Raw genomic sequence first — 20,192 nt, 5'->3', positions numbered from 1 at the left:
TGCCAGCAAAGTCGATGCTACGGCCAGCAAGGTTCTGGGTGGCATCCTGCCCCTGATGATAATAATCAATGTAATCTTAATGGCGATCGTGGTAGGTGCACTAATATGGTTCTTGACTAAAAAGTTAAGCCCGCTTCTCAAGGTCAGCTTGGCTGCAAAGGAAATCTCAAATGGGGATTTATTAACAGCCAATAAACTGATTAGCAACACAAGGGTTAAGGGAAACGACGAAATCAAGGTTTTAGTGAAATCCTTTGAAGAAATGATCACCAATACAACTAGGATCGTCAATTCCATGAAAAGCTCATCATTCCAGCTAATGGAATCATCAAGTGATATCGAATACAAAATCAAAGAAATGGATACTTCCACACAATATATCGTCAATGGGATTCAGCAAGTTGCAGGAGCTGCGGAAGTACAATTGCACAGAAGTGAAGAATCATCGAGGGTCATCGAGGAAATGACCATAGGTATACAAAGAATTGCCGAAGCTTCTTCAAAAGTCAGCGAACAGACAAATCATGTTTCAACTAGGATGTCCATTGGAAATCAGGATATAAATGAACTCTCAAATCAAATTCTGCAAGTAAAAGATGTGATGCAGCAAACAAGTTCAAGAATAAAGAATTTGGACGATCAAGCAAATGAGATTGTGAATATTGTACATGTAATTACAGGAATTGCCGAGCAAACAAACCTGCTATCACTAAATGCGGCAATTGAAGCTGCTAGAGCAGGTGAACAAGGTAAAGGTTTTGCGGTGGTATCAAACGAGGTACGGAAATTGGCAGTGGGCACGAAGGAATCTGCAATCCATATTCAAGAGTCCCTGCTTCATTTTAAATCCATCATAAATGAAWCAGTGAAAATGATGGAAACTGGAACTAATGAGGTAGAAGAAGGGACAAAATTTGTGCTGAATACAAGAGAAACTTTTAAACAGACTATAAAATCTTTTGAGCATGTTAGTGATCAGATTCAAGAAATATCAGCCATTACAGAGCAGATGGCAGCAAGTTCTCAGGAAATCAATGCTTCGATAGAAGACTTTGCAGGGTTGACAAGGGAAACGGCAGTGGCTTCAAAGCAAGTGGCACAATCAACCGATCAACAAGCCAAATCCATGGAGGACATTTCCTTCTCCACCTCCTCAATGGTTAAGCTCGCTAATGACCTGGAAACATCTGTTGAACGGTTTAACGCTTAAACATCTCTAACCACCACTCTATTACTATATCAAGAAAGGGATTTTGCTATTCATGCAAAATCCCTTTCTTACTATTTTACTTAGTTGATTTTAGTTTCAAATCACCTTCATAAGGTATATGTTCCACTGTTATCGTTATATCTTTTCCCTCTTTATCTTTACCGATTCGTTTATAAGTGAATTTATTTTCATTAAGCTCTGTAAGTTCAAGAACTGCGCCATATTTATTTTCCCCTAGTGAAACATGTGCTCTTATCTTATTTCCGTGAACAACATCGTAATAGCCGTAATCACCACGGCTTTCACCGGTTTTTGCATCAAAAAATTCATACTTATTTGTTTTATCATCATATTTTGCAAGACCTAAATAATTCGTGTTATAGCTTGATACATCATTTCCCTTTTCATCCAATGCCACTGTTCCTTGCCATGGGGTGCTTGATAAAATTTTATCTCCATCAACATCTGTTTCTACGTCCCCTGTGTAAGTTTCCAAATTTTTGTCTGGATCTGTAAAGGAAAGTTCTGTTTCCGTATAAGGAATATGATCAACAAACACCTCTACGTCATTACCATTAGCATCTTTACCCATTCTTTTATAAGTAAACATATCCTTATTCAGTTCTGTTATTTCAACAACGGCCTGGTAACCCATCGATTCTGAAATTAGCACTCGCATCTTCCCATTGGTAATAAAGAAAGTTCCCTTATCACCACGACTTTCTTTTGTATTTTTATCAAAAAATTCATATCTGGATGTTTCATCGTCATATTTTGCGAGACCAATAAAGTTAGCATTCTCCTTTGTTAAGTCATTATTATTCTTATCATAAACTTTTGTACCTTGCCAATTCGTGCCACTAAGAATTTTAGTCAATTCCTGGCCTGCTGTTAACTTATTTTCTTGTTTACTTTCTTTGGCAGTTTGTTCCTGCTTCTGTGCATTATGACTGTCTTGTGCGTTTGTGTTACATCCTGTTAGGGCCAATGTTAATCCAAGTAGTATAGATGATGAAATTTTTGCTTTTTTGTTCATTTTTTCGTCTCCTCATAACTTATTGTGATTCTAATTAACTAGCGGTGCAATTGACATTACAAAATGAAAGTATCGCAATCTGGTTATTTTGCTCCTGMTGTTAATAAAATTTGTTCAATCTCTTTAAATCCTTTTTCGCGGGCATGTTGTAAAGGGGTCACATTATTATTATCAGGAATGTTGACACCTGCACCATGATCTATTAACAATTGCACTGTTCGCTGCTGTTTTCCATCACCATCATTCAAAATGATAGCTTCTAGCAAAGCTGTCCAACCGAGATCATTTACATGATTCACATCAATATCAGTTTTAGTTAGGAGTTCTTTAATAATCTCTACATATCCATGTTCCGAAGCAGGGATTAAAGCCGTTCCTCCATAACGGTTGGTTATGGATGGGTCGGCACCTGCTTCAATCGTAAGTTTAACTATATCTAGATAACCTTCAGCACAGGCATACAAGAAGGGGCTATTTTTCATTTCATCCTGAATGTTGACGTCTGCACCAGCTTCAATAAGGATTTTTGCAGACTCTGCATCGTTGTTATAAGTCGCAATCATAGTGGCGGTTCGCCCTGTCGGGTCCTGTGTATTAATATCTGCACCTTCCTCAATCAAACTCCTTATTCTTTCCGTTTCTTTTCGTGCTACTGCTTGAATCAGTAATTCATTCATTCCCTTTCCTGACTCCTTTTGCTGATTATTTGGCTCTCTTTCGCTATCTAAGGCACACCCTTGAAGGATGAATAKGCATCCGATGACAATCGTTAGCCGTCTCCACATGAAACACACCATCCTTTCATCTGCCCAAATCGATTTTCCGTCATCTTGATGCACCAAAATGACTTGTGATATAAATGTGTTTGAGGTTGCATGAGTATTTTTCTCCCTTTTATTTTTTAGTTCTTTTCTCAATCCGTCTCCATTATATTAGTGCTTAATCTTAAACTCCCTCTAAACAATTTCTTAAAAAATGATTAACTTATTCATAAAGTTTCTTAAGGTTTTATAAAAAAATCCCGTCACCTTCGTGACGGGTCATAAAATATACTATTTAAACATTAAAGCGATACCCCGCTCCCCAAACAGTTTCCAAAAATTTAGGATGTGCAGGATTTCTTTCAATTTTTTCACGTAGTTTCCTGATATGGACAGTGACAGTCGAAACATCCGCAGCCGATTCCAATCCCCAAATATTTTCATAGAGCTGCTCTTTACTTAATACTTGATTAGGATGCATGACAAAAAACACTAAAGTATCGAATTCCTTTGTTGTAAACGGGACCACCTCCCCATTTATGTGAACCCTGCGTGCTGACTTATCTATTGAAATTCCATGAACATAGATTGAATTAGATTTGGGGTGACTTCCTGATAAACGTTCATAACGCGCTAAGTGCGCTTTCACTCTTGCAACTAGTTCACTTGGACTAAAGGGCTTTGTAATATAATCATCCGCTCCTAGTCCAAGCCCCCGAATTTTATCAATATCTTCCTTTTTAGCAGATACAAGCAAAATCGGGATATTTTTGACAGCACGTATTTGTTTGCATATCTCAAAGCCATTTAACCCCGGAAGCATGATGTCCAAAATGATTAAATGATAATTTCCTTGAAGGGCCTGTTGGAGACCTGCATCACCAGTATGTTGAATATCGACACTAAAATCACTAATTTCCAAATAGTCCCTTTGCAATTCAGCAATACTGACTTCGTCTTCAATAAGTAATATCTTTTTCACATTTCCTCACCTTTCTTTATGGAAAAGAAAACACTTGTACCTTTTCCTATCTCACTGGTAGCCCAGATTTCTCCATGCTCGTCGATAATTTTTTTTGCGATTGCAAGTCCTAAACCACTTCCACCTGTCAGGGAATTCCTAGATTGCTCAGCCCGATAAAAGCGGTTAAAAATATAAGGCAAAGCGGAAGGTTCTATTCCATAACCATTATCTGTTACTTGTACAACTACATCATATAGTCCTTCATGCAGAGAAATGGAAATGTGTTTTTCATCTTTATTCATATACTTTACACAATTGCTGATTAGGTTGGCCAATACGCGTTTCAGTTTCTCTCTATCCGCTGACACGTATATCGGTTTATACAGCTGTTGAAGTTCAATTTGGATTCCTTGTTGAAGTAAATCCAGTTGAAGCTCTTCTACGTAGTCTTTCAAATATTTATCCATTCTGATCGTTTCAAAAGTGAATAGTTCCTTTTTTAAATCCAACTTTGAAAATAAAAACAATTCATCTATCAATGAATCCATATCCCTTGCTTTCAGGTATACCGTCGATAAATACTTATCCATTTTCTGCGGGGTGTTTGCTACCCCGTCTTTTATCCCCTCAACATAACCCATAATCGAAGTGATGGGTGTCTTCAAATCATGAGAAATATTGGAAAGAAGTTCTTTGCGATTTTCCTCATACTGAAGCTGGAGGTTTATGGACTCTTTTAACTTTTTTCTCATTTCCTCAAATTCCCTATTCAATTGTCCGATTTCATCATTCGAAGTCGCTTTGATTTCAAAGTTTAAATCTCCTGATTTTATCCGCTCCGCTCCCTCTTTAAGTATTGAGATAGGTTTGATGATGCTTCTTGAAACTAAATAATTTAAAAGTCCAATAATCATTACAAACAATAATAACAATAGGAAGAATAAAATGGGAAATGACTCCCGAATCAGCTCGGCATAGGAACTTGCCTTTCTCATGACAAAAATGCTTCCTTCACTTTTATCCGAAAAATAAAAATCAAACTTCACATAAGTGAAAAAAGAGTCTTTCATTTTGATTGTGTCCCGTGTATTGATGTTCGTTTCTTCGAACATGGGAAGTGATTGAACCAAGCCTAGCTTATCAAGTGCGGGGGATGCATACTCAATGTCATTAACTTTTCTAACGACAATCTCAATATCTCCATGTTCAAGCTTCTTCAGCTGCTCTTCGTTCAGAAGCTGTTCAGGGTTATTTTTTGCCAAAAGCTTTAAATCGAGAAACACACTTTCTTCTGCTGCAGTCAAAGGTTTTTGGAGATAAGAGTTTTTATATAGATGCTCTATTGATTTTACATCACCTGTTATTGCAAAAATAAGTAAAAATCCAGCTGCTAAAAATAAAGTGATGGAAATAAGAATTACGCCAACATAGGACAACAGAAACCTCATTTTAATTGACAAATATTTTTCACCCCGTATCGATCTCTCGTTTTCTCTTTTATAGAAGAGTTCACCGTTTATCTGCTGTTCCTGCATTTCCATGAATAATTTTCTTAGAACTTAAAAAAAGATATCACACAAATCTTAAAATTTTCTAAAATACTTGGAAAAAATCCTATTCTATTTTAGATCTATATTTTTTTATTTAAAAAACAACATGCTAAATTCGCTTCCTTACCGCCTACTGTCTGTCAAACCTCCCCGCCGCAAACATCTAGCGGGGTATCGAATAACCAATTATTAGGCAGGGGGGGACGCATATTTCTTCAATTTTTTGAGGTTTCATGCTATATAAAGGAATAAAAAATCAGGAAGTATAACCAAGTATAGTTATAAAATAATGGTAATCATTCCCTCACAAAATCATGAGAGGGATTCGGGATGAAACCATTCAGAACCCCCTATTGTTCTTTTGACCTACCCACTCATAAAAACTCCTATGATACTGTTGGGATTCTCCTAGTGTTTAATTTCAGGATGGAACAAATAGAGAATGCAATCTCCTATCGACAGCCACCAAAGAAATTTACCTTTCCTAACAACAAATAAGCATGCAGTTTCTCCTTGGACATTCTGACATGCTTCTCGAAAGCTTCTCCCGTCTGCAATTATAAGATTTGTTGCACTGAGCCACTTTCTTTTCCAAAGGTTTTAAGAACTAATTCTGCACTATGTGCTGTATTATGAGCAGCAAGAATAATGACAAAATCCCATTCTTCTTTTTGATTAATCCAAATTAAACATCTATCTTCATTCTTCATTGTCCAGTTGAGGAGTTACCCCCAAAATGACCTATTACAATATCGTTGTTCAACAATTCAGTGTGAACTTAATCTACGTAAGGTTTTTGGCTTTCTCCCCATTGACAATCACTCATGATTAATCCCCTTATATTCATATTGGTCAACTATTTTCGAACGAAAAATAAAACGATAAAAAAAGCGCCCGTTTGTTGAACAGGGTTTCAATTAATGTCCCTCAAATAAACTGTAGACTTTTCATTATTAAAATGCTTTATTATATATTTTCTTAGTTATTTAGGATATATCCTATATTGAAGTAAATCATTAATATGTATCCATTCAATCCCTACTTGGTGGCTATCAGGATTGGTAGGTGTTTTATAATTATTCATTTCATTAACTAGGCTGTAAACAAAATAATATTCAATTTGGTGAATATTAAAATCGAATGAAGAATGCTCGTGGTTTTTTCCTATATACTCACGAATATGAAACAGTTCTCCGATTTCCACTTCTTTTCCAACTTCTTCAATACACTCTCTTATTAATGCGTTATTTAATTGTTTCGCCGTGTTCTTGTCCACCGCCAGGGAAAAGATAAAAATCCCCCCATTATCTTGAATTTTTGTTAATAAAACCTTATCTCCACAAATTATAATAGCTTTTGCTGAGTTTCTAATACTCATATGTATCCCTCGCCCCATATCTCCAGCCATCTTTTATCATGAAAATATCTTCTTTCTTTAAGATTTTTTATCCTTAATAGGTCAAGTGTTGAGGCACTTTCTAAACCTTTTTAATATGAATATCAAAAGACTTATTAATGACTGAATATGAATAATAGGAAACAAACTGGTTGATTCGCGACCTAGAAATGGGATTCGTGTGAAGGTGGTTATACAAGCCAATATAGGAATACACTGAAAATGGGGAAATGTTTAATGGACTTAATGATATCCTCGACCACACATCGGTCGGGATCTATATTGTTACAATGAATTTTTAACGCAAGAAAAGAAACGTTAATCCGGTGAACATGGAGGCTACCTAACGGATTTCGATAAGCCCTAAGCAAATGGAAGAGACATTATCACCGAAGATGATCTGTTTGTTTGCAATCCAGTCAATCCAACGTCCAAAATAAACGGGCAGAGTCCCGTAAAACGGTTCTGGTGCAAAAACTTCAATAAGAGCAATTAATCTCTAAATCTTGGACATAACCATTATTTTAAAAAAAGTGCGCGATAGTATGGAAAATCAAAAGTTATTCAAGTGGAAACTTTATCAGTCAGACATGATAAAAAATAGAAAATGATTTTATTTTGCTGAAATATGGGTTGAACAAAAAAAAACATTTATAGGTAGAGACATAAACATTGGAAATAAATTTCCATATAATAAAAGGTAATATTCGATGAGATGGAGCAAATTACAATACAAACGTATCAGAGAAATTAATTAAAATATTATTAGGAGGTTTTACAATTGTTTGAAAATCAAATAATTTTGGTAACAGGTGGTACAGGTTCATGGGGCCACGAATTAGTTAGACAGCTGTTAAAATTCAATCCAAAAGAAATACGTATTTTTTCAAGAAATGAATCCGTCCAATTTTTGATGAAACAAAAATTTAATTATAATCCAAAATTACATTTTCTTATTGGAGACATTAAGGATAAAGATTCCTTAGACTTTGCATGCAAAGGTGTAAATTATATTTTTCATCTAGCAGCATTAAAGCATGTTCCCGTATGTGAAGACCAACCAAATGAAGCTTTGAAAACAAACGTATTTGGAACACAGAATGTGATAGATCTCGCCATAAAACATAATGTTCGAAAAGTTGTTTATATTTCAACTGACAAGGCATCAAACCCTATAAATTTCTATGGAATGACGAAAACAATTGGTGAGCGCCTAATTACTCATGCGAATATCTTAAATACTAATACAAAGTTTGTTTGCATACGTGGCGGGAATGTTTTAGGTACAAACGGAAGTGTGATTCATGTATTTAATAGACAGATAGTAGAAATGGGCAAGGTTGGTATTACTGACCTAAATATGACTCGTTTCTTTTTGATACTTGAAGAGGCCATTAACCTAATATTTAAAGCAACATCTGAAAGCATAGGTGGAGAAATATTCGTCATGAAAATGCCCAGATGTAAGATTACTGACCTTGCTGATGTTTTAATTGAGACTTCTAACAAAGAAAATATAGAGATTGAAATACTTGGCATTAGACCGGGAGAAAAAATTCATGAGGTGCTTATTTCAGAGTACGAATCAAAAAACACCATATCATATGATAATGAATATTTTGTCATTCTTCCTTCCATTCCTATTAAAGGATTAAAAGAACATTATGCAAGATATAAACCTGTAAATTTCCTAAGTTATGGTTCCGGAGAAGGATTAATGAATAAAGACGAATTAAAAAAACTCTTAGAGAAAGGAGGATTTATTTAATTGAAGATACTCATACTTGGAGGTAAAGGAATGGCCGGCCATGTGATTACTGCTTTTTTTCAACAAAAATCAGAATATCAAGTCTACTATACTTCAAGAGATCCACATGATAATAACGGTATTTATTTAGATGTAAGGAATTCAGCGAAGTTGGAGAAAATTATAGAAACTATAAGGCCGGATATTACTATTAACTGTATTGGAATATTAAACGATCATGCAACGGATAATACGAAACTTGCCTTTCAGATAAATAGCTTACTACCTTATCAATTAGCTAAATTTTCCGAACATTATCAAGGTAAATTAATTCACATTAGTACTGACTGTGTTTTTTCCGGGACAAAGGGCGATTACACAGAGAATGATATTCCAGATGGGACTTCCATCTACGCTCAATCTAAGCAATTAGGAGAAATTATCAGTGATAAACATTTAACCATCCGTACATCTATTATTGGGCCAGAGCTAAAAGAAGATGGAATTGGATTGTTTCTATGGTTTATGAAACAAAAAGGGAAAATTAAGGGCTACAAAAATGTATGGTGGAATGGTATAACAACTCTAGAGTTAGCTAAGGCAGTTGAAACTATGATTAAACAAAATATTACAGGACTATACCACCTAGGCTTAGATAAAAAAATTTCAAAGTTTATGTTGTTAAAAACAATTCAGGAAGTTTTCGAGAAAATGGATGTGGAAATCATTCCAGATTCTTGTATTGTTCAAGACCGAACAATACTCAGTAAAAGGACTGATTTTAAATACAAGCTTCCTACCTATCAAGAGATGCTATTGGAATTAAAAGATTGGATAGGAAATCGTGATGGGTATAAGCAATAGTTATTCTTTATTAACCTGCTTTGTTGTGGGTAGGTACGGTTCAAATTCAGCTCAAATTGGGAGGTTGATTTAAATGAGAGATGTAGGAGTTGTTATGCCTGTATATAATCAAGATCCAAACTATCTGAGAGAAGCATTGTTATCCATCCTTAATCAAACATACACAAATTTTCATTTCGTAATCGTTATCGATGGTGCGGATCAGCCGACACGTAATGTCATAAATGAACTAATCAAAAACTATCCCAGAGTTAGAATCATAGATAAAGAGAAAAACGAGGGAGTTTGCAAAGCGCTGAATACTGGTTTTCAATACCTGTTTACTCAAGAAGAGGTCAAATTTTTAACTTGGGTCTCAAGCGATAACATTTACTATCCTCGTTTTGTGGAAATTCTTCGAGACAAATTAATGGAATCACCTGATAATATTGGACTTGCGTTTAGTAGTTTTCGTCACATATCTCCTGAGGGGATCCCTAAACAAAACGAGAAAGACTTAGAAAATTTTAGATTGTTTCAAAATAAAGAGAAGGACGAACTATTAGACGTCTGTTTCATAGGTGTTTCTTTTATGTATAAAAAAAAATATGCAACCCAAATTGGGGGTTACCATTTTGCACCAGTAGAAGATTATGAATATTGGTTACGATTAACAGAAATATGTGATATTGCATACGTACCAGAAGAGTTAATGGATTACAGAGAAAACGCTCCAACGAGTATTTCTTATGACTTGCATACAAACATAATAAAGCATAGATGGTGGAGAGACCGATTTAATTTGGCTAGACAAGAAGCCCGTAATCGTCTAAATATTCCCTTAGAAACAACTATTTTTTTGCCTATAGCAGAAATTAATAATAATACTACAAGAAAATTGGAGGAATTGCTTGATCAAACCTATCATTATTATCAACTATTCATTCTCGATTTAACACAAAATTTTCAAACCACACTTAATACGTTAAAAATTAACGATCCAAGAATCGTTATTATTCCAACAGAAAAATTTGAATCTAAATTAAAAGTGGAGATAACCGCTGTTAAAACTCCTTTTGTCATAAATATTGCAGAGGATACTTTTCCGAGTACAATATATGCACTAGAAATCTTAGTTAAGTCATTGAAAAATGCGATCGCATTAGATAATTCTAAATTGTTTTCCTCATATTACTCAAATAATAACCCACATTTGAGAAAAAATGAAACAATGAAAAATTGGAATTATAATGAACTTTATCGCTCTGAAATTCTAAAAAGATTTTATCAAGGAGGCATTTAATTGACTTTTCCTACAACACTTGTACATTCCGTTCCTAAAAGTGGAACACATTTGGTTGGAAACATTATTTCCAAATTACCCGGTGCACCCAAAATAGAAGAAGAGCATTGTTGGATAAATATTGATAACTATAGGGAACTGGACCAACGTAGAAATGAAATACTTTTCACACATCTTCCAAGATTATCGGAAATTGAGAAAAAAATTAATGAGTCAGGTGTTAAGCATATTTTTATTAGTCGCGATCCAAGGGACGTAGTAGTTTCACTATACTATTATATTTTTAACGTTGATCACGGTAATGGTTTATATAAGTACCTAAAAGCATTAAAGAGCAAGTCAGAACAAATCAATGCAATTATTACAGGAGTAAAACTCACAGCAGATGATCAAAAAAAATACAATTCCACAGAATCCTTGAATTTTTCAAAAGAATTTTCCCCTATTTATAGCTGGAGATATGCTGAAAATCTTTTAGTAATTCAATATGAAGAATTAATGAATGAAAAAACAAGGGATAAAGTATTATATCAAGTTCTAGAATACTATGAACCTTATTTAAAACATAAAAAGGATGAGATTTTAGAACAATTAAGAAATAGTGTTACAGAAAAACTTTGGATTTTCCGTAAAGGAACCACTGGGCAATGGAAGTCAGAATTTAGCTTAGAGAATAAAACGATATTTAAAAGTGTAGCTGGGGAACTTTTAATTGAGCTGGGTTACGAAAAAGATATGGATTGGTAATAACCATTGTAAGAAAAGAGGTGATTGACTTGAATTTACAAGAAATTAAAAGATCTTACGATATAGTGGTAAGTTTGGGTGCATCATGCCTGCCAACTTACCATCTTAAACGCTGGAATTTAAGAAGTTTTTCTGGACCTTTTGACTGGGTTTTGTCTCCATCGCTATCAAATGTAAATAGATTATTAAAAAATAAACTGCGTGATTTTATGGAACTTGAAAATATGACTTTGATACAGGGAAATCATTACAACCTACTTAATGATAATTCCGAACCACAGAAAGGGCAAACATATGAAGTAAAGGACACCAATTATAATATTACGTCAGTCCATGATTTCCCTATTGTTCAAAATGAGGACTGGTCTATAACATATCCTTCTTATAAAAAAAAACTTAATATGCGGATTAACAGATTTCTTGAAAAGATAACAAACAGCGATTCTATATTATTTGTAAGAACTGAGGCAAATTATGAAGACACAGTAGAATTAAAGTCTGTTTTGTCTCAAATCACTGACAGAAATTTTAACATACTCATTGTTAATCTAGTAGTAGGACTGGAGAGTGTGATTGAAAAAAATTGGGGAATTGATGGAGTGTGCTCAATCGAATGCCCACATCATCAAGTTGTTTGGTATGGAGACGAATTTGCTTGGGAATATATCTTAAATGGGATAGAATTAAACTAAATTTAACTGTAATGTAGGTAAGTCCTCATTCATTGCACCTTAACATACAAAAGCCGACAGTCCTTTGTCGGCTTTATTTGTTAAGGTGTTTTCATGTGATGGAAAAATGTTCCTTTACCAAAGTCTTATCAAATTTGATTTTTTAAAATATGCATCATGTTTATAAAATCCTCTGCATATTTTTCAGGAGAGAAATTTTCCACTATGTGTGCTACGCCATTTTTCCTAAGTGCTTCGCGTAGCACAGTGTTTGACATTAATTCTTTTGCTTCCTGTATTGCTTCATTGATATTACCAAATGTATAGAATTTCCCTGTTAAATTATGCTTTATAAAATTACGAACACCATCTGAATCTGTTGACAAGACCGGGCACTTACATACTAGCGCCTCCAGTACTGCGTAACCAAAAGATTCAACTTTGGAAGTTGAACATAAAAAACCCCCTGAATCACCAATGATTGAAAAGTAATCGGCCATCTTAATATGAGGCTGATTTGCATAAATTTTAAGGTGATCTTTTAAGTTTAACTCTTCAATTTTTTGTTGAAAGGCAATTCTTTCAGACTCTTCTCCTACTGTATTATCTTCGAACATCCAAAGTTGAATGGCCGGATTTTCTTTAATTAATTCGGCCCCAATCAAAAGGAAATCCTTCCAATTTTTATTTCCTTCTAATCTTCCTACCCATCCAATAATTGGATAATTTTTATTTGGGTGTGCTTTATAGTGAAACTCTTCTGTATTAAAACAATTATTAAAATAAAACTGTTTTTTTAATGGGAAATTATGTTTAAATGCTTCGATTAGATGATGGGTTTTCGGATATATAATCGCATCACAGTAATTGGAGATAATGGATGAAGTGGAAGGAACTTTTAAGTAATAATCAGCATATTCTTTGTTGACACCTAAGCCTTCATTGTTATAAATTAGGATGCCCTGATACCCAAAATTCTTTACTTTTTGTAGCAGAGTAAGATCTGTGCATACAACAATGGCATCGTACTTCCCTTTTTCAATGATATTTTTTATTTCATGATCTTCATTGGTTACAAAAATAGAAGAATTAAATTTATTTTGGAGACCTATTCCCTTTTGGGTGTATAAAAAATCACAATTTATATTCTTTTTACTCAATGCATAAAACCTTTGTCTATTTAGAGTTTCAACCCCTCCACTTGGAAGATAATAAGTAAATAAGATATTCATGTTTTTATCTTGTGACTTTGTATTTTGTAGCGTGTTCCATTCTGCACCATTAATAGAACAATTGTTGTTATTTATTGTTGCATCTTTGGTTATTAACCCTTCACCTTCATCCAATTTCCAATAACCAAAAAGACCTACTTCATTACCAGTAAGTTCTCGATTCATATTTTTCTGGATTTCATTTTGTACCCTTGCTGTACTCCAAATTCGTACTTCTCCGAGACCACCAACATAAAAACCGTAGGGGTTAACTCCTCCAAAAACTCCGGAAGGAACTACAGTTCGCATCGCACTGGTTATCCCTGCTCTAGCAAACTGTCCATTTATATATAAAGTGGGTGTTTTGTTATTATAAACAACTGCAATATGTGTCCAACCACTTAATGAAGCTTTATAAACTAAAGTGGCAGGTAAATAATTTTTTGTATGTTCATATACGGATACACCGTTTGTTCCCACAGACACTCCAATACCAGCTCGAGAAGAATCATCGTCCCTATATGCACCATAAACCGGTGTGATTGCAAATCGTTGCCCAAATGTACCTAAAATACCTCTTGTAGATTCTTTATCAATTTCATGAGTTACTTCTGGCTTTGCCCAAAATTCAATGGTGAATGTATTTTTAATGTTAGAGAACAATTGTTTTTGTGTAGCTACTATATTATTACCATGAAAAGTGAGAAAAACATTGCGTATCATACTGACTCCCTCCATAAATGTTTGATAGGTGATTCATTTTAATATATGTAGAAAAGTTATTGTCGCTACAATTATGGTTCTGTTGCAAATATGACCTGTTAGAAACATATAATCTCAATATCCTTTCATCTATGGATTATGATGCTACTCCAAATATTTTAAGTATGAATTCAATATCGCCTTGGACAGACTTCCCCCCTTGTTGAAGTTGTCCTTTTTTCAGCATATGCATCACCTCCACTCCACAGATTATTTGTTTGGCTGTTCGAAACACTTTTTTATCCTCTCATAGAACGGACTCGCTTTTTATAAAGCGATGATCTTCCTCCACTGTGTTATTCAAGTACTTCTGTTGTCTAAGTTGCATAACATCAGGTATGCTTTTCTCTTTTTTCAACTCTTCAATTGCTATAGGATAAGCCGGATTCTTATCGACCGTCATGACACGAGGCTTAGAAACATGAAAAGACCGCAAAACTTTCTTGAAGAAGCGCTTTGCAGCCTTTTTGTCTGGGTTCACTTCATAGTGAAAGTCTTCTTTTTACTTATACAAATTTCTAGTGATGGTCACCTGTTCTTCTCATTAATTTGGCAAGACGATCATTTGGTCATCCAATCTAATATCGTCAATCGACCAAAACCAATTATTTTTCGCATTATGCATTCTCCATTGTAATTTCATAGAAGATGCATCTTCAGGAACATTAATCGATTTAACTTCATACTTATTCAAAACATGTCCATTTTTATTATCCGAAGCTGCTTTATTGTCATAAACGAGAACTTGTTGTTTTTCCCCATTATCAAAGACAGCTGTTACTTCAGCTGTTTGTGTTCCTTCTTGTTTATAGTGAGAAGCAAATCCTACGTATAGATCTTTTGCACCCTCAACTTTTACAGAAGGGGAAGTTAATGTACTATCAAAAAAGCCTTTTGATGCTGGTGAACCGTTATCATCCCATTCATCAGGATCCGCTACTGCTATAACACCTTGTCCAAGTTCAAATTTGCTACGATCTTGGTCTTCCGCTTTTGTCCAAAATTCCTTTGTTGTGAAGCTCCACCCTTGCCACTCCTCTGTACCAGCTGGCATATTGGAGCAATTTGTAACCGACCAGCCGTTAGGAGCTGTATGGCTCCAACCGAGAATGGAACTTGGAATGTTTTCATTCACTGCTGGCTTTAATGCAGAGTCCAATTGGTCAAAACTTTCTCCAACCATCATGTTGACGAATATATTTATATTCTTGGAGCCAATTATTTGGCCTCCCTCGTAAGCAGTAATCGTGAATTGTGAAGAACCGGAACTTTCTTTACTAGGTATAGCTTTTATTGGCAAATTCTTTTCTTCAGATCCTGAAAGCTCATATTCAAGTTCATTGTGCTCCACACTCCACCCTTCAGGTGCATCAACTTTAATTTTTCCTTTTACACTATCATTTCCAAAGTTTTTCATCTTCACTTGGAGTGTAGTCGATTCACCTGTCKTTACCAATGATGGAGAAGCTTGTGCAGAGACCATTTCCAGTGCTTTTGTCTGACCATCTGCCAGTAACACCTTTTTACTGCTATTGTTAAATGAATCCAGTGCTTGTACCTTAATTTCATAATCTGTTCCTGGCTTAAGTCCGGTTACAGGGAACTCTAAATTCTTTGGCACAGGATCAAGATAGAATTCAGAAAATGCGGTGAAATCTGCGTCTAGCTCCCCTGATTCCTTGTTTTTGGCCGTTATGTGATAAGAATGTACGAGCACGTTATCTTTCGCCTGGGGAAATGTCACATTTAAACTTCTTAGTGTCGATTTTTCTTTTACAATCGAAGCCTTGTCTTTACCTACAAAAGACGGTGACAACTGATCTCGGTCGTCTGTATATTTAAATTTATTTTTTTTAGAAGGATTTTTTATTACCCATGGTTTTCCTGTCCAATCGTCTTTATGAAAGTCACGTTTTTTAATGATAACTTCATTATTATATACTTCTACAATCATTCCTTGACTAATATCCCGATATCCTTCTGGATGAAACCCTTGAAGTTTGCCCGGTTCTAATTCCAAATAACTCACAGAAGACGTGCCAACAGACGTAAAGTCTTTTTGATGAATCGTTCTCGGGTCCTCAAGTGGATAATGAGAATGGCCTGAAAATGTAATAACTTGTGGATGTTTCTTTAACGTATCATATAAAAGTTCTTTGTTTTCCTGAGTCCCCCACAAGTCACTTCCATATACAGTGTCTTTAATGTGTTGATGAAGAAAAACAAAGATTGGTTGGTCCGGATTCTCTTTTTCTGCTGCAGCTAACTTTTCACCTAGCCAATTAATTTGATTAACAGAATATAAACCATGCGTATTACCATTTTCGGGACTTAACGTAATAAAATCATATCCATTTACTTTTTTATGATAGTAAAGGGAATCCATTCCTGATTTCTCGAGAAAACGATCTTGTGCTTTTTCAACGGAAAGTCCATTCCAATAATCATGGTTTCCCATTGTAAACATGGATTGGACATCAGCTTGTTTCTTCTCATTATAAATGGAGAAGAACTTATCATATTCAGTAGCGTATCCATAGTCCGTTAAATCCCCAACGACCACAAAAGCATCCTGTTTAGGCGCAGCTTTGTTTAATTGATCCATGGCTGTTCTAAACTTGTTCATATCAGCAGTTGATCCATCATCAATATGTACATCACTGATTACAGGAAAAACGAGCTCCGGTTTACGTTTATTTTCTGAATTTGAAGATTCCGAGAATGCTTGTACACTTGATAAAGAAGTTGTTACTCCTACCGTTACAACTGTCAACATTGCAGCAAATTTATTTTTCGCTTTCAAAATCAATTCCTCCTACTTATCGTTTAGCCCCTTACATTATGTAATCATTTTGAATAAAGACAAATATCCTCCTCATTTTTAAATTTTTAGGTAAGTACCATTTAAAATACTACCTTTGCATTATTAATAAAATATAAGAACAATGTAATTTATATATTAATAAATCAAAAAAAGGCCTATGGCCAGTATTCGTTCCATTAATGGGAATGGAGTACTATCCCTTTACTACGCAGCTACCCATAAAATGGTAAAATTTATACAGATGGTAAATGATTCCAAAGTACACAGAAACACCAATTTTTGTATGTTAAAGTCTAGAAGAAGGAAAGGGGAGAAAATATTATAAAAAAATTATTAAATATTGGGTTGGCAGTAACACTTGTTTTTGGACTGTTTTTTGCGATTGCACCCACGAATAAAACGTATGCCCTGTCCTATGATAATACAAATCCTTATTCGACAGGCTGTGTGAATAAAAGTCCAATCACCTATGAAACAGAATTTATTTATAAAAACGGTGTGAAAATTGGATATGTCCAGCTAAAAGGAAGTGCGTATTGTCATACGGCTTGGGGATACTTAAAGTTTTATTCGGCTGCTCCGTATGATTATTATGCAAATGTTTGGGTGGATAGTTTTAATGGCACGACAAAGAGAGCATTTACAAGTTGTGCCAGTTCCGGTGGTAACGGTTGGATCATGAAAGGTCAGACGTCCTGTTATACTGCACAATTATGGAATTTAGATCCGTATAATGCTTTGGCCAAAGCAGGTATTTATTCTTCAAGTGGGGCTCTCATTATTTCTGCGAACACCGGTCGTTATTAATAGGTATAAAAGGGGTCCTGACAGCAGAAAAAGCGTCTATAACAGTCGATTCCAGCAGTTTATTGACAAAAGGCATTCGGAAAGAATTTATTCCGAATGCCTTTTATGAATTTAATCGCATACCATGCTTTTTTGCATCAGCGAAAATACGATTGCAGGTAACTACTTAGTTTGAACCAAGACAATTTCGCCAATAATCGGAATCTCTCTTTTTAATAAAGATAAGAAAGTGTCTTCGATTATATTGTCGATTTCACAAACCGTTATGGCAGCACCATTGATTTTGGAACGTTCATTGGCCATACGGGCTATATTGATCCCTTTTTGATAAAGAATATCCGATAATTCGGCGATAACCCCTTTTTGATCGGAATGGCGGATCACAAGTGTTGGCCGTTCTCCTGAAAATTTAAATGGATATTCATCGAATTCCTGAACCTCCACTTTTCCACCGCCTAAAGAGCTGGCCAAAACCTTTACAGTACGTGCGCCCTCTGTCAATTCTACGAGAACGGTATTCGGATGATAGCTTCCGAGCACCCTTTTCGTGAATTCATATTGTAAGCCATTTTCCTCAGCAATTTTTTTTGCATTTGGAATGCCATCATCCATGGTAGATACCCAAGAACACCGGCCAATAAAGCTAGATCTGTACCACTGCCCATCAAGCTTTAGTAAATCATTATCATACGTTACTTTTATGTAATAAGATGGTAAGTAAGGTTATTAACTCTTAGAGTAAGAAAAAGCAACTTCCCGCTTATTGAAGTAAGGCAGTTAGAACAATAAAGGATGAGCCAAAACAGTCACATAAAAGCATGTGATATAAATTTTCATAACCAGTGTTTTGGATATTGTCTTGTTTGAAATAAATTATTATAAATCATCGATATAAAAACTAATAATAAAGTGCCTATTACAATTGAAGTCAGGAATCCCCAACCAGCTTGAGAATTGATCGAAACAAGGGCACTAGCTGCTGCGGGCGGGTGAACAGTTTTTGTAAAAGTCATTATTATTAATACAATGGCCAATACGAGACCGATAATGAATAAGCTTTTACCAAAGATGCTCCAAATGATAAGAGCTATTGTTGTAGAGATAATATGTCCTCCAATAACATTACGGGGTTGTGACAAGAGACTTTTATGCGCACCAAAAACAATGACACAGCTCGCCCCAAGAGGAGCTAATGCCATCGGATACCCTAAATAGACAGCTATAAAACTAATAATGATTATAGCAATGAGCCCACCCATAGCTGAAACAAAGGAATCGATATAATCAATTCTATCCTTTTCCCTAGCTTCACCCTTCATTTTCTTTAAATATGCTGTTAGAGCTATGTTTTGTTGATTGCTCCAACTTTTTTCAACACTTTTTTCGAATTCCATAATTTCTATTTTCCTCACGTTTTCTAAGTAATCGACAAGTCGAAAGGATTTTTATATATTGTTATCTTACAGGAAAACAATGAATTTTTAAATATATATCTGAATATTCATTTATTGATTCCCGTAAAACAGTTATCATCCCCCACTTTTTTGTCTGTGAACCTTTCAATATTCATTGGCATACCATTAAGGATTTACAGTAAAAGAGAGTATAGATTAGTATCAAATGAAACATCATTTTGGTACATATAATTTCTTAATATCCCTTCCTTTTTGAAACCTAGATTAATCAACAATTTGTTGGATGCTTTATTTTCAATAAAAACAATTGCTCCAATACGCGTTAATTCAAGCTCTTTAAAACCATAAGAAATCACTTTACTGACAGCTTCTGTTGCATAACCGTTACCCCAATATTTTGGGAAAAGTGCATAGCTCAGTTCTGCTCTTTTATGTTCATGAGACCATTCTTGAAATCCAATCGTTCCAATAATGCCCTCCTTTCCTTTCCATTCAATTCCCCATTTAATTCCATGTTCTTCTTCGTAACTCTTTGAAAAATTCCTAATGATTTGCTTCACCTGATCTGTATTTGTTAATGGAGTTTGCCCATAATATCTTAATACATCTGGATTGGAAAAACATTTTAATAGATCTGCTGCATCACCTTCAACCAATTCTCTCAAGACCAACCGCTTTGTTTCTAAAATCGGAAACATTTTTCCACTCCCTTTGCTATAATTAGATCTATATCGTAACAGCGACGCACCTCAATAACACCCGTATCCAATACTTCCTAAACCGGCTGCCTTATAATTAAGAACACACCCTTATCTTTTTAAGGGCTTCGTTGTTTTACCCATCAGGATTCCCCATTATGTTCCATAGTTATTACGACATTTCCCTTCTTGTGTCCTTTCTCAACATACCTATGGGCTTGAACTAATTCTTCAAACGCATAACATC

General features: G+C 35.0%; 18 protein-coding genes and 2 pseudogenes. 7 read left to right on the top strand and 13 right to left on the bottom strand.

Translation table 11 applies throughout. The features are described from left to right. Positions 1 to 1,210 (top strand): methyl-accepting chemotaxis protein (locus tag AC1DVB_RS18575; RefSeq protein ID WP_477590392.1); only part of this gene is annotated, 1,210 nt, incomplete at its 5' end. 76 nt (positions 1,211 to 1,286) lie between these two features. Here AC1DVB_RS18575 and AC1DVB_RS18570 read toward each other — a convergent pair. From AC1DVB_RS18570 to AC1DVB_RS18545, 6 genes are all read right to left on the bottom strand, one after another. Then, on the bottom strand, positions 1,287 to 2,246 hold the full coding sequence (locus AC1DVB_RS18570) for a DUF4822 domain-containing protein (RefSeq protein ID WP_239858248.1): 960 nt from the start codon (positions 2,244 to 2,246) through the stop codon (positions 1,287 to 1,289). 83 nt (positions 2,247 to 2,329) lie between these two features. Then, positions 2,330 to 3,031: an ankyrin repeat domain-containing protein gene (locus tag AC1DVB_RS18565; protein WP_477590389.1), complete on the bottom strand. Its 702-nt coding sequence runs from the start codon at positions 3,029 to 3,031 to the stop codon at positions 2,330 to 2,332. Between the two features lie 271 nt (positions 3,032 to 3,302). After that, the gene (locus tag AC1DVB_RS18560) at positions 3,303 to 3,989 is read right to left on the bottom strand and encodes a response regulator transcription factor (RefSeq protein WP_034307161.1); all 687 of its coding nucleotides are present in this window, start codon (positions 3,987 to 3,989) and stop codon (positions 3,303 to 3,305) included. Further along, the gene (locus AC1DVB_RS18555) at positions 3,986 to 5,431 is read right to left on the bottom strand and encodes a sensor histidine kinase (RefSeq protein ID WP_477590387.1); all 1,446 of its coding nucleotides are present in this window, start codon (positions 5,429 to 5,431) and stop codon (positions 3,986 to 3,988) included. Before AC1DVB_RS18555 ends, AC1DVB_RS18560 begins: the two co-directional genes overlap by 4 nt. Before the next feature lie 647 nt (positions 5,432 to 6,078). Next, positions 6,079 to 6,231 (bottom strand): hypothetical protein, encoded by a 153-nt coding sequence (locus AC1DVB_RS18550; protein WP_454861343.1) that lies wholly within the window; start codon positions 6,229 to 6,231, stop codon positions 6,079 to 6,081. 272 nt (positions 6,232 to 6,503) lie between these two features. Further along, positions 6,504 to 6,899 carry an NUDIX domain-containing protein gene (locus AC1DVB_RS18545; protein WP_477590385.1) on the bottom strand — a complete coding sequence of 132 codons (396 nt, stop codon included), beginning with the start codon at positions 6,897 to 6,899 and terminating at the stop codon, positions 6,504 to 6,506. A 799-nt stretch (positions 6,900 to 7,698) separates the two neighbouring features. Between AC1DVB_RS18545 and AC1DVB_RS18540 the strand changes: the two genes are divergently transcribed. The 5 genes from AC1DVB_RS18540 (at position 7,699) to AC1DVB_RS18520 (ending at position 12,249) form a co-directional block, all read left to right on the top strand. Further along, complete coding sequence (locus AC1DVB_RS18540; protein WP_454861345.1) at positions 7,699 to 8,685, top strand: polysaccharide biosynthesis protein; 987 nt, start codon at positions 7,699 to 7,701, stop codon at positions 8,683 to 8,685. Further along, entirely contained in the window at positions 8,686 to 9,528 is an 843-nt protein-coding gene (locus AC1DVB_RS18535) for a dTDP-4-dehydrorhamnose reductase family protein (protein ID WP_454861346.1), read from the top strand. It begins immediately after the preceding gene. Positions 9,529 to 9,601: 73 nt separating this feature from the next. Then, the gene (locus tag AC1DVB_RS18530; RefSeq protein ID WP_477590382.1) at positions 9,602 to 10,810 is read left to right on the top strand and encodes a glycosyltransferase family 2 protein; all 1,209 of its coding nucleotides are present in this window, start codon (positions 9,602 to 9,604) and stop codon (positions 10,808 to 10,810) included. Next, positions 10,811 to 11,557, top strand: coding sequence for a sulfotransferase domain-containing protein (locus tag AC1DVB_RS18525; protein ID WP_454861348.1), 747 nt, complete (start codon positions 10,811 to 10,813; stop codon positions 11,555 to 11,557). It begins immediately after the preceding gene. Positions 11,558 to 11,586: 29 nt separating this feature from the next. After that, positions 11,587 to 12,249 (top strand): DUF1796 family putative cysteine peptidase, encoded by a 663-nt coding sequence (locus AC1DVB_RS18520; RefSeq protein WP_454861349.1) that lies wholly within the window; start codon positions 11,587 to 11,589, stop codon positions 12,247 to 12,249. A gap of 128 nt (positions 12,250 to 12,377) precedes the next feature. Here AC1DVB_RS18520 and AC1DVB_RS18515 read toward each other — a convergent pair whose 3' ends face one another. From AC1DVB_RS18515 to AC1DVB_RS18505, 3 genes and pseudogenes are all read right to left on the bottom strand, one after another. Beyond that, positions 12,378 to 14,162 (bottom strand): glycosyltransferase, encoded by a 1,785-nt coding sequence (locus tag AC1DVB_RS18515; protein ID WP_454861350.1) that lies wholly within the window; start codon positions 14,160 to 14,162, stop codon positions 12,378 to 12,380. Between the two features lie 136 nt (positions 14,163 to 14,298). Then, positions 14,299 to 14,697, bottom strand: a pseudogene (locus tag AC1DVB_RS18510) (DDE-type integrase/transposase/recombinase); the annotation flags it as partial. A gap of 48 nt (positions 14,698 to 14,745) precedes the next feature. Then, positions 14,746 to 17,004 carry a metallophosphoesterase gene (locus tag AC1DVB_RS18505; protein WP_477590379.1) on the bottom strand — a complete coding sequence of 753 codons (2,259 nt, stop codon included), beginning with the start codon at positions 17,002 to 17,004 and terminating at the stop codon, positions 14,746 to 14,748. Positions 17,005 to 17,370: 366 nt separating this feature from the next. On the opposite strand from AC1DVB_RS18505, the gene AC1DVB_RS18500 reads away from it, so the two are divergent. After that, positions 17,371 to 17,832 (top strand): DUF2690 domain-containing protein, encoded by a 462-nt coding sequence (locus tag AC1DVB_RS18500; protein ID WP_477590376.1) that lies wholly within the window; start codon positions 17,371 to 17,373, stop codon positions 17,830 to 17,832. A gap of 162 nt (positions 17,833 to 17,994) precedes the next feature. Here AC1DVB_RS18500 and AC1DVB_RS18495 read toward each other — a convergent pair whose 3' ends face one another. From AC1DVB_RS18495 to AC1DVB_RS18480, 4 genes and pseudogenes are all read right to left on the bottom strand, one after another. After that, positions 17,995 to 18,444, bottom strand: coding sequence for a hypothetical protein (locus AC1DVB_RS18495; protein WP_328119622.1), 450 nt, complete (start codon positions 18,442 to 18,444; stop codon positions 17,995 to 17,997). A gap of 221 nt (positions 18,445 to 18,665) precedes the next feature. After that, a complete protein-coding gene (locus AC1DVB_RS18490; RefSeq protein WP_057277470.1) occupies positions 18,666 to 19,226 on the bottom strand; it encodes an HPP family protein in 561 nt (186 codons plus the stop codon). Between the two features lie 194 nt (positions 19,227 to 19,420). After that, positions 19,421 to 19,945, bottom strand: coding sequence for a GNAT family N-acetyltransferase (locus AC1DVB_RS18485; RefSeq protein ID WP_057277469.1), 525 nt, complete (start codon positions 19,943 to 19,945; stop codon positions 19,421 to 19,423). A gap of 143 nt (positions 19,946 to 20,088) precedes the next feature. Then, positions 20,089 to 20,192: pseudogene (locus tag AC1DVB_RS18480) on the bottom strand (NAD(P)-dependent alcohol dehydrogenase); the annotation flags it as partial.

Source organism: Peribacillus sp. P4_D6, from assembly GCF_056401795.1.
This window is presented reverse-complemented; position numbering and strand designations above follow the sequence as displayed.

What these genes read in the sequence shown, in the direction of transcription:
- AC1DVB_RS18570 (WP_239858248.1), bottom strand. Translation starts at nt 2,246, where the DNA reads ATGAACAAAAAAGCAAAAATTTCATCATCTATACTACTTGGATTAACA.
- AC1DVB_RS18550 (WP_454861343.1), bottom strand. Translation starts at nt 6,231, where the DNA reads ATGAAGAATGAAGATAGATGTTTAATTTGGATTAATCAAAAAGAAGAA.
- AC1DVB_RS18545 (WP_477590385.1), bottom strand. Translation starts at nt 6,899, where the DNA reads ATGAGTATTAGAAACTCAGCAAAAGCTATTATAATTTGTGGAGATAAG.
- AC1DVB_RS18530 (WP_477590382.1), top strand. Translation starts at nt 9,602, where the DNA reads ATGAGAGATGTAGGAGTTGTTATGCCTGTATATAATCAAGATCCAAAC.
- AC1DVB_RS18515 (WP_454861350.1), bottom strand. Translation starts at nt 14,162, where the DNA reads ATGATACGCAATGTTTTTCTCACTTTTCATGGTAATAATATAGTAGCT.
- AC1DVB_RS18495 (WP_328119622.1), bottom strand. Translation starts at nt 18,444, where the DNA reads ATGGATGATGGCATTCCAAATGCAAAAAAAATTGCTGAGGAAAATGGC.
- AC1DVB_RS18490 (WP_057277470.1), bottom strand. Translation starts at nt 19,226, where the DNA reads ATGGAATTCGAAAAAAGTGTTGAAAAAAGTTGGAGCAATCAACAAAAC.
- AC1DVB_RS18485 (WP_057277469.1), bottom strand. Translation starts at nt 19,945, where the DNA reads ATGTTTCCGATTTTAGAAACAAAGCGGTTGGTCTTGAGAGAATTGGTT.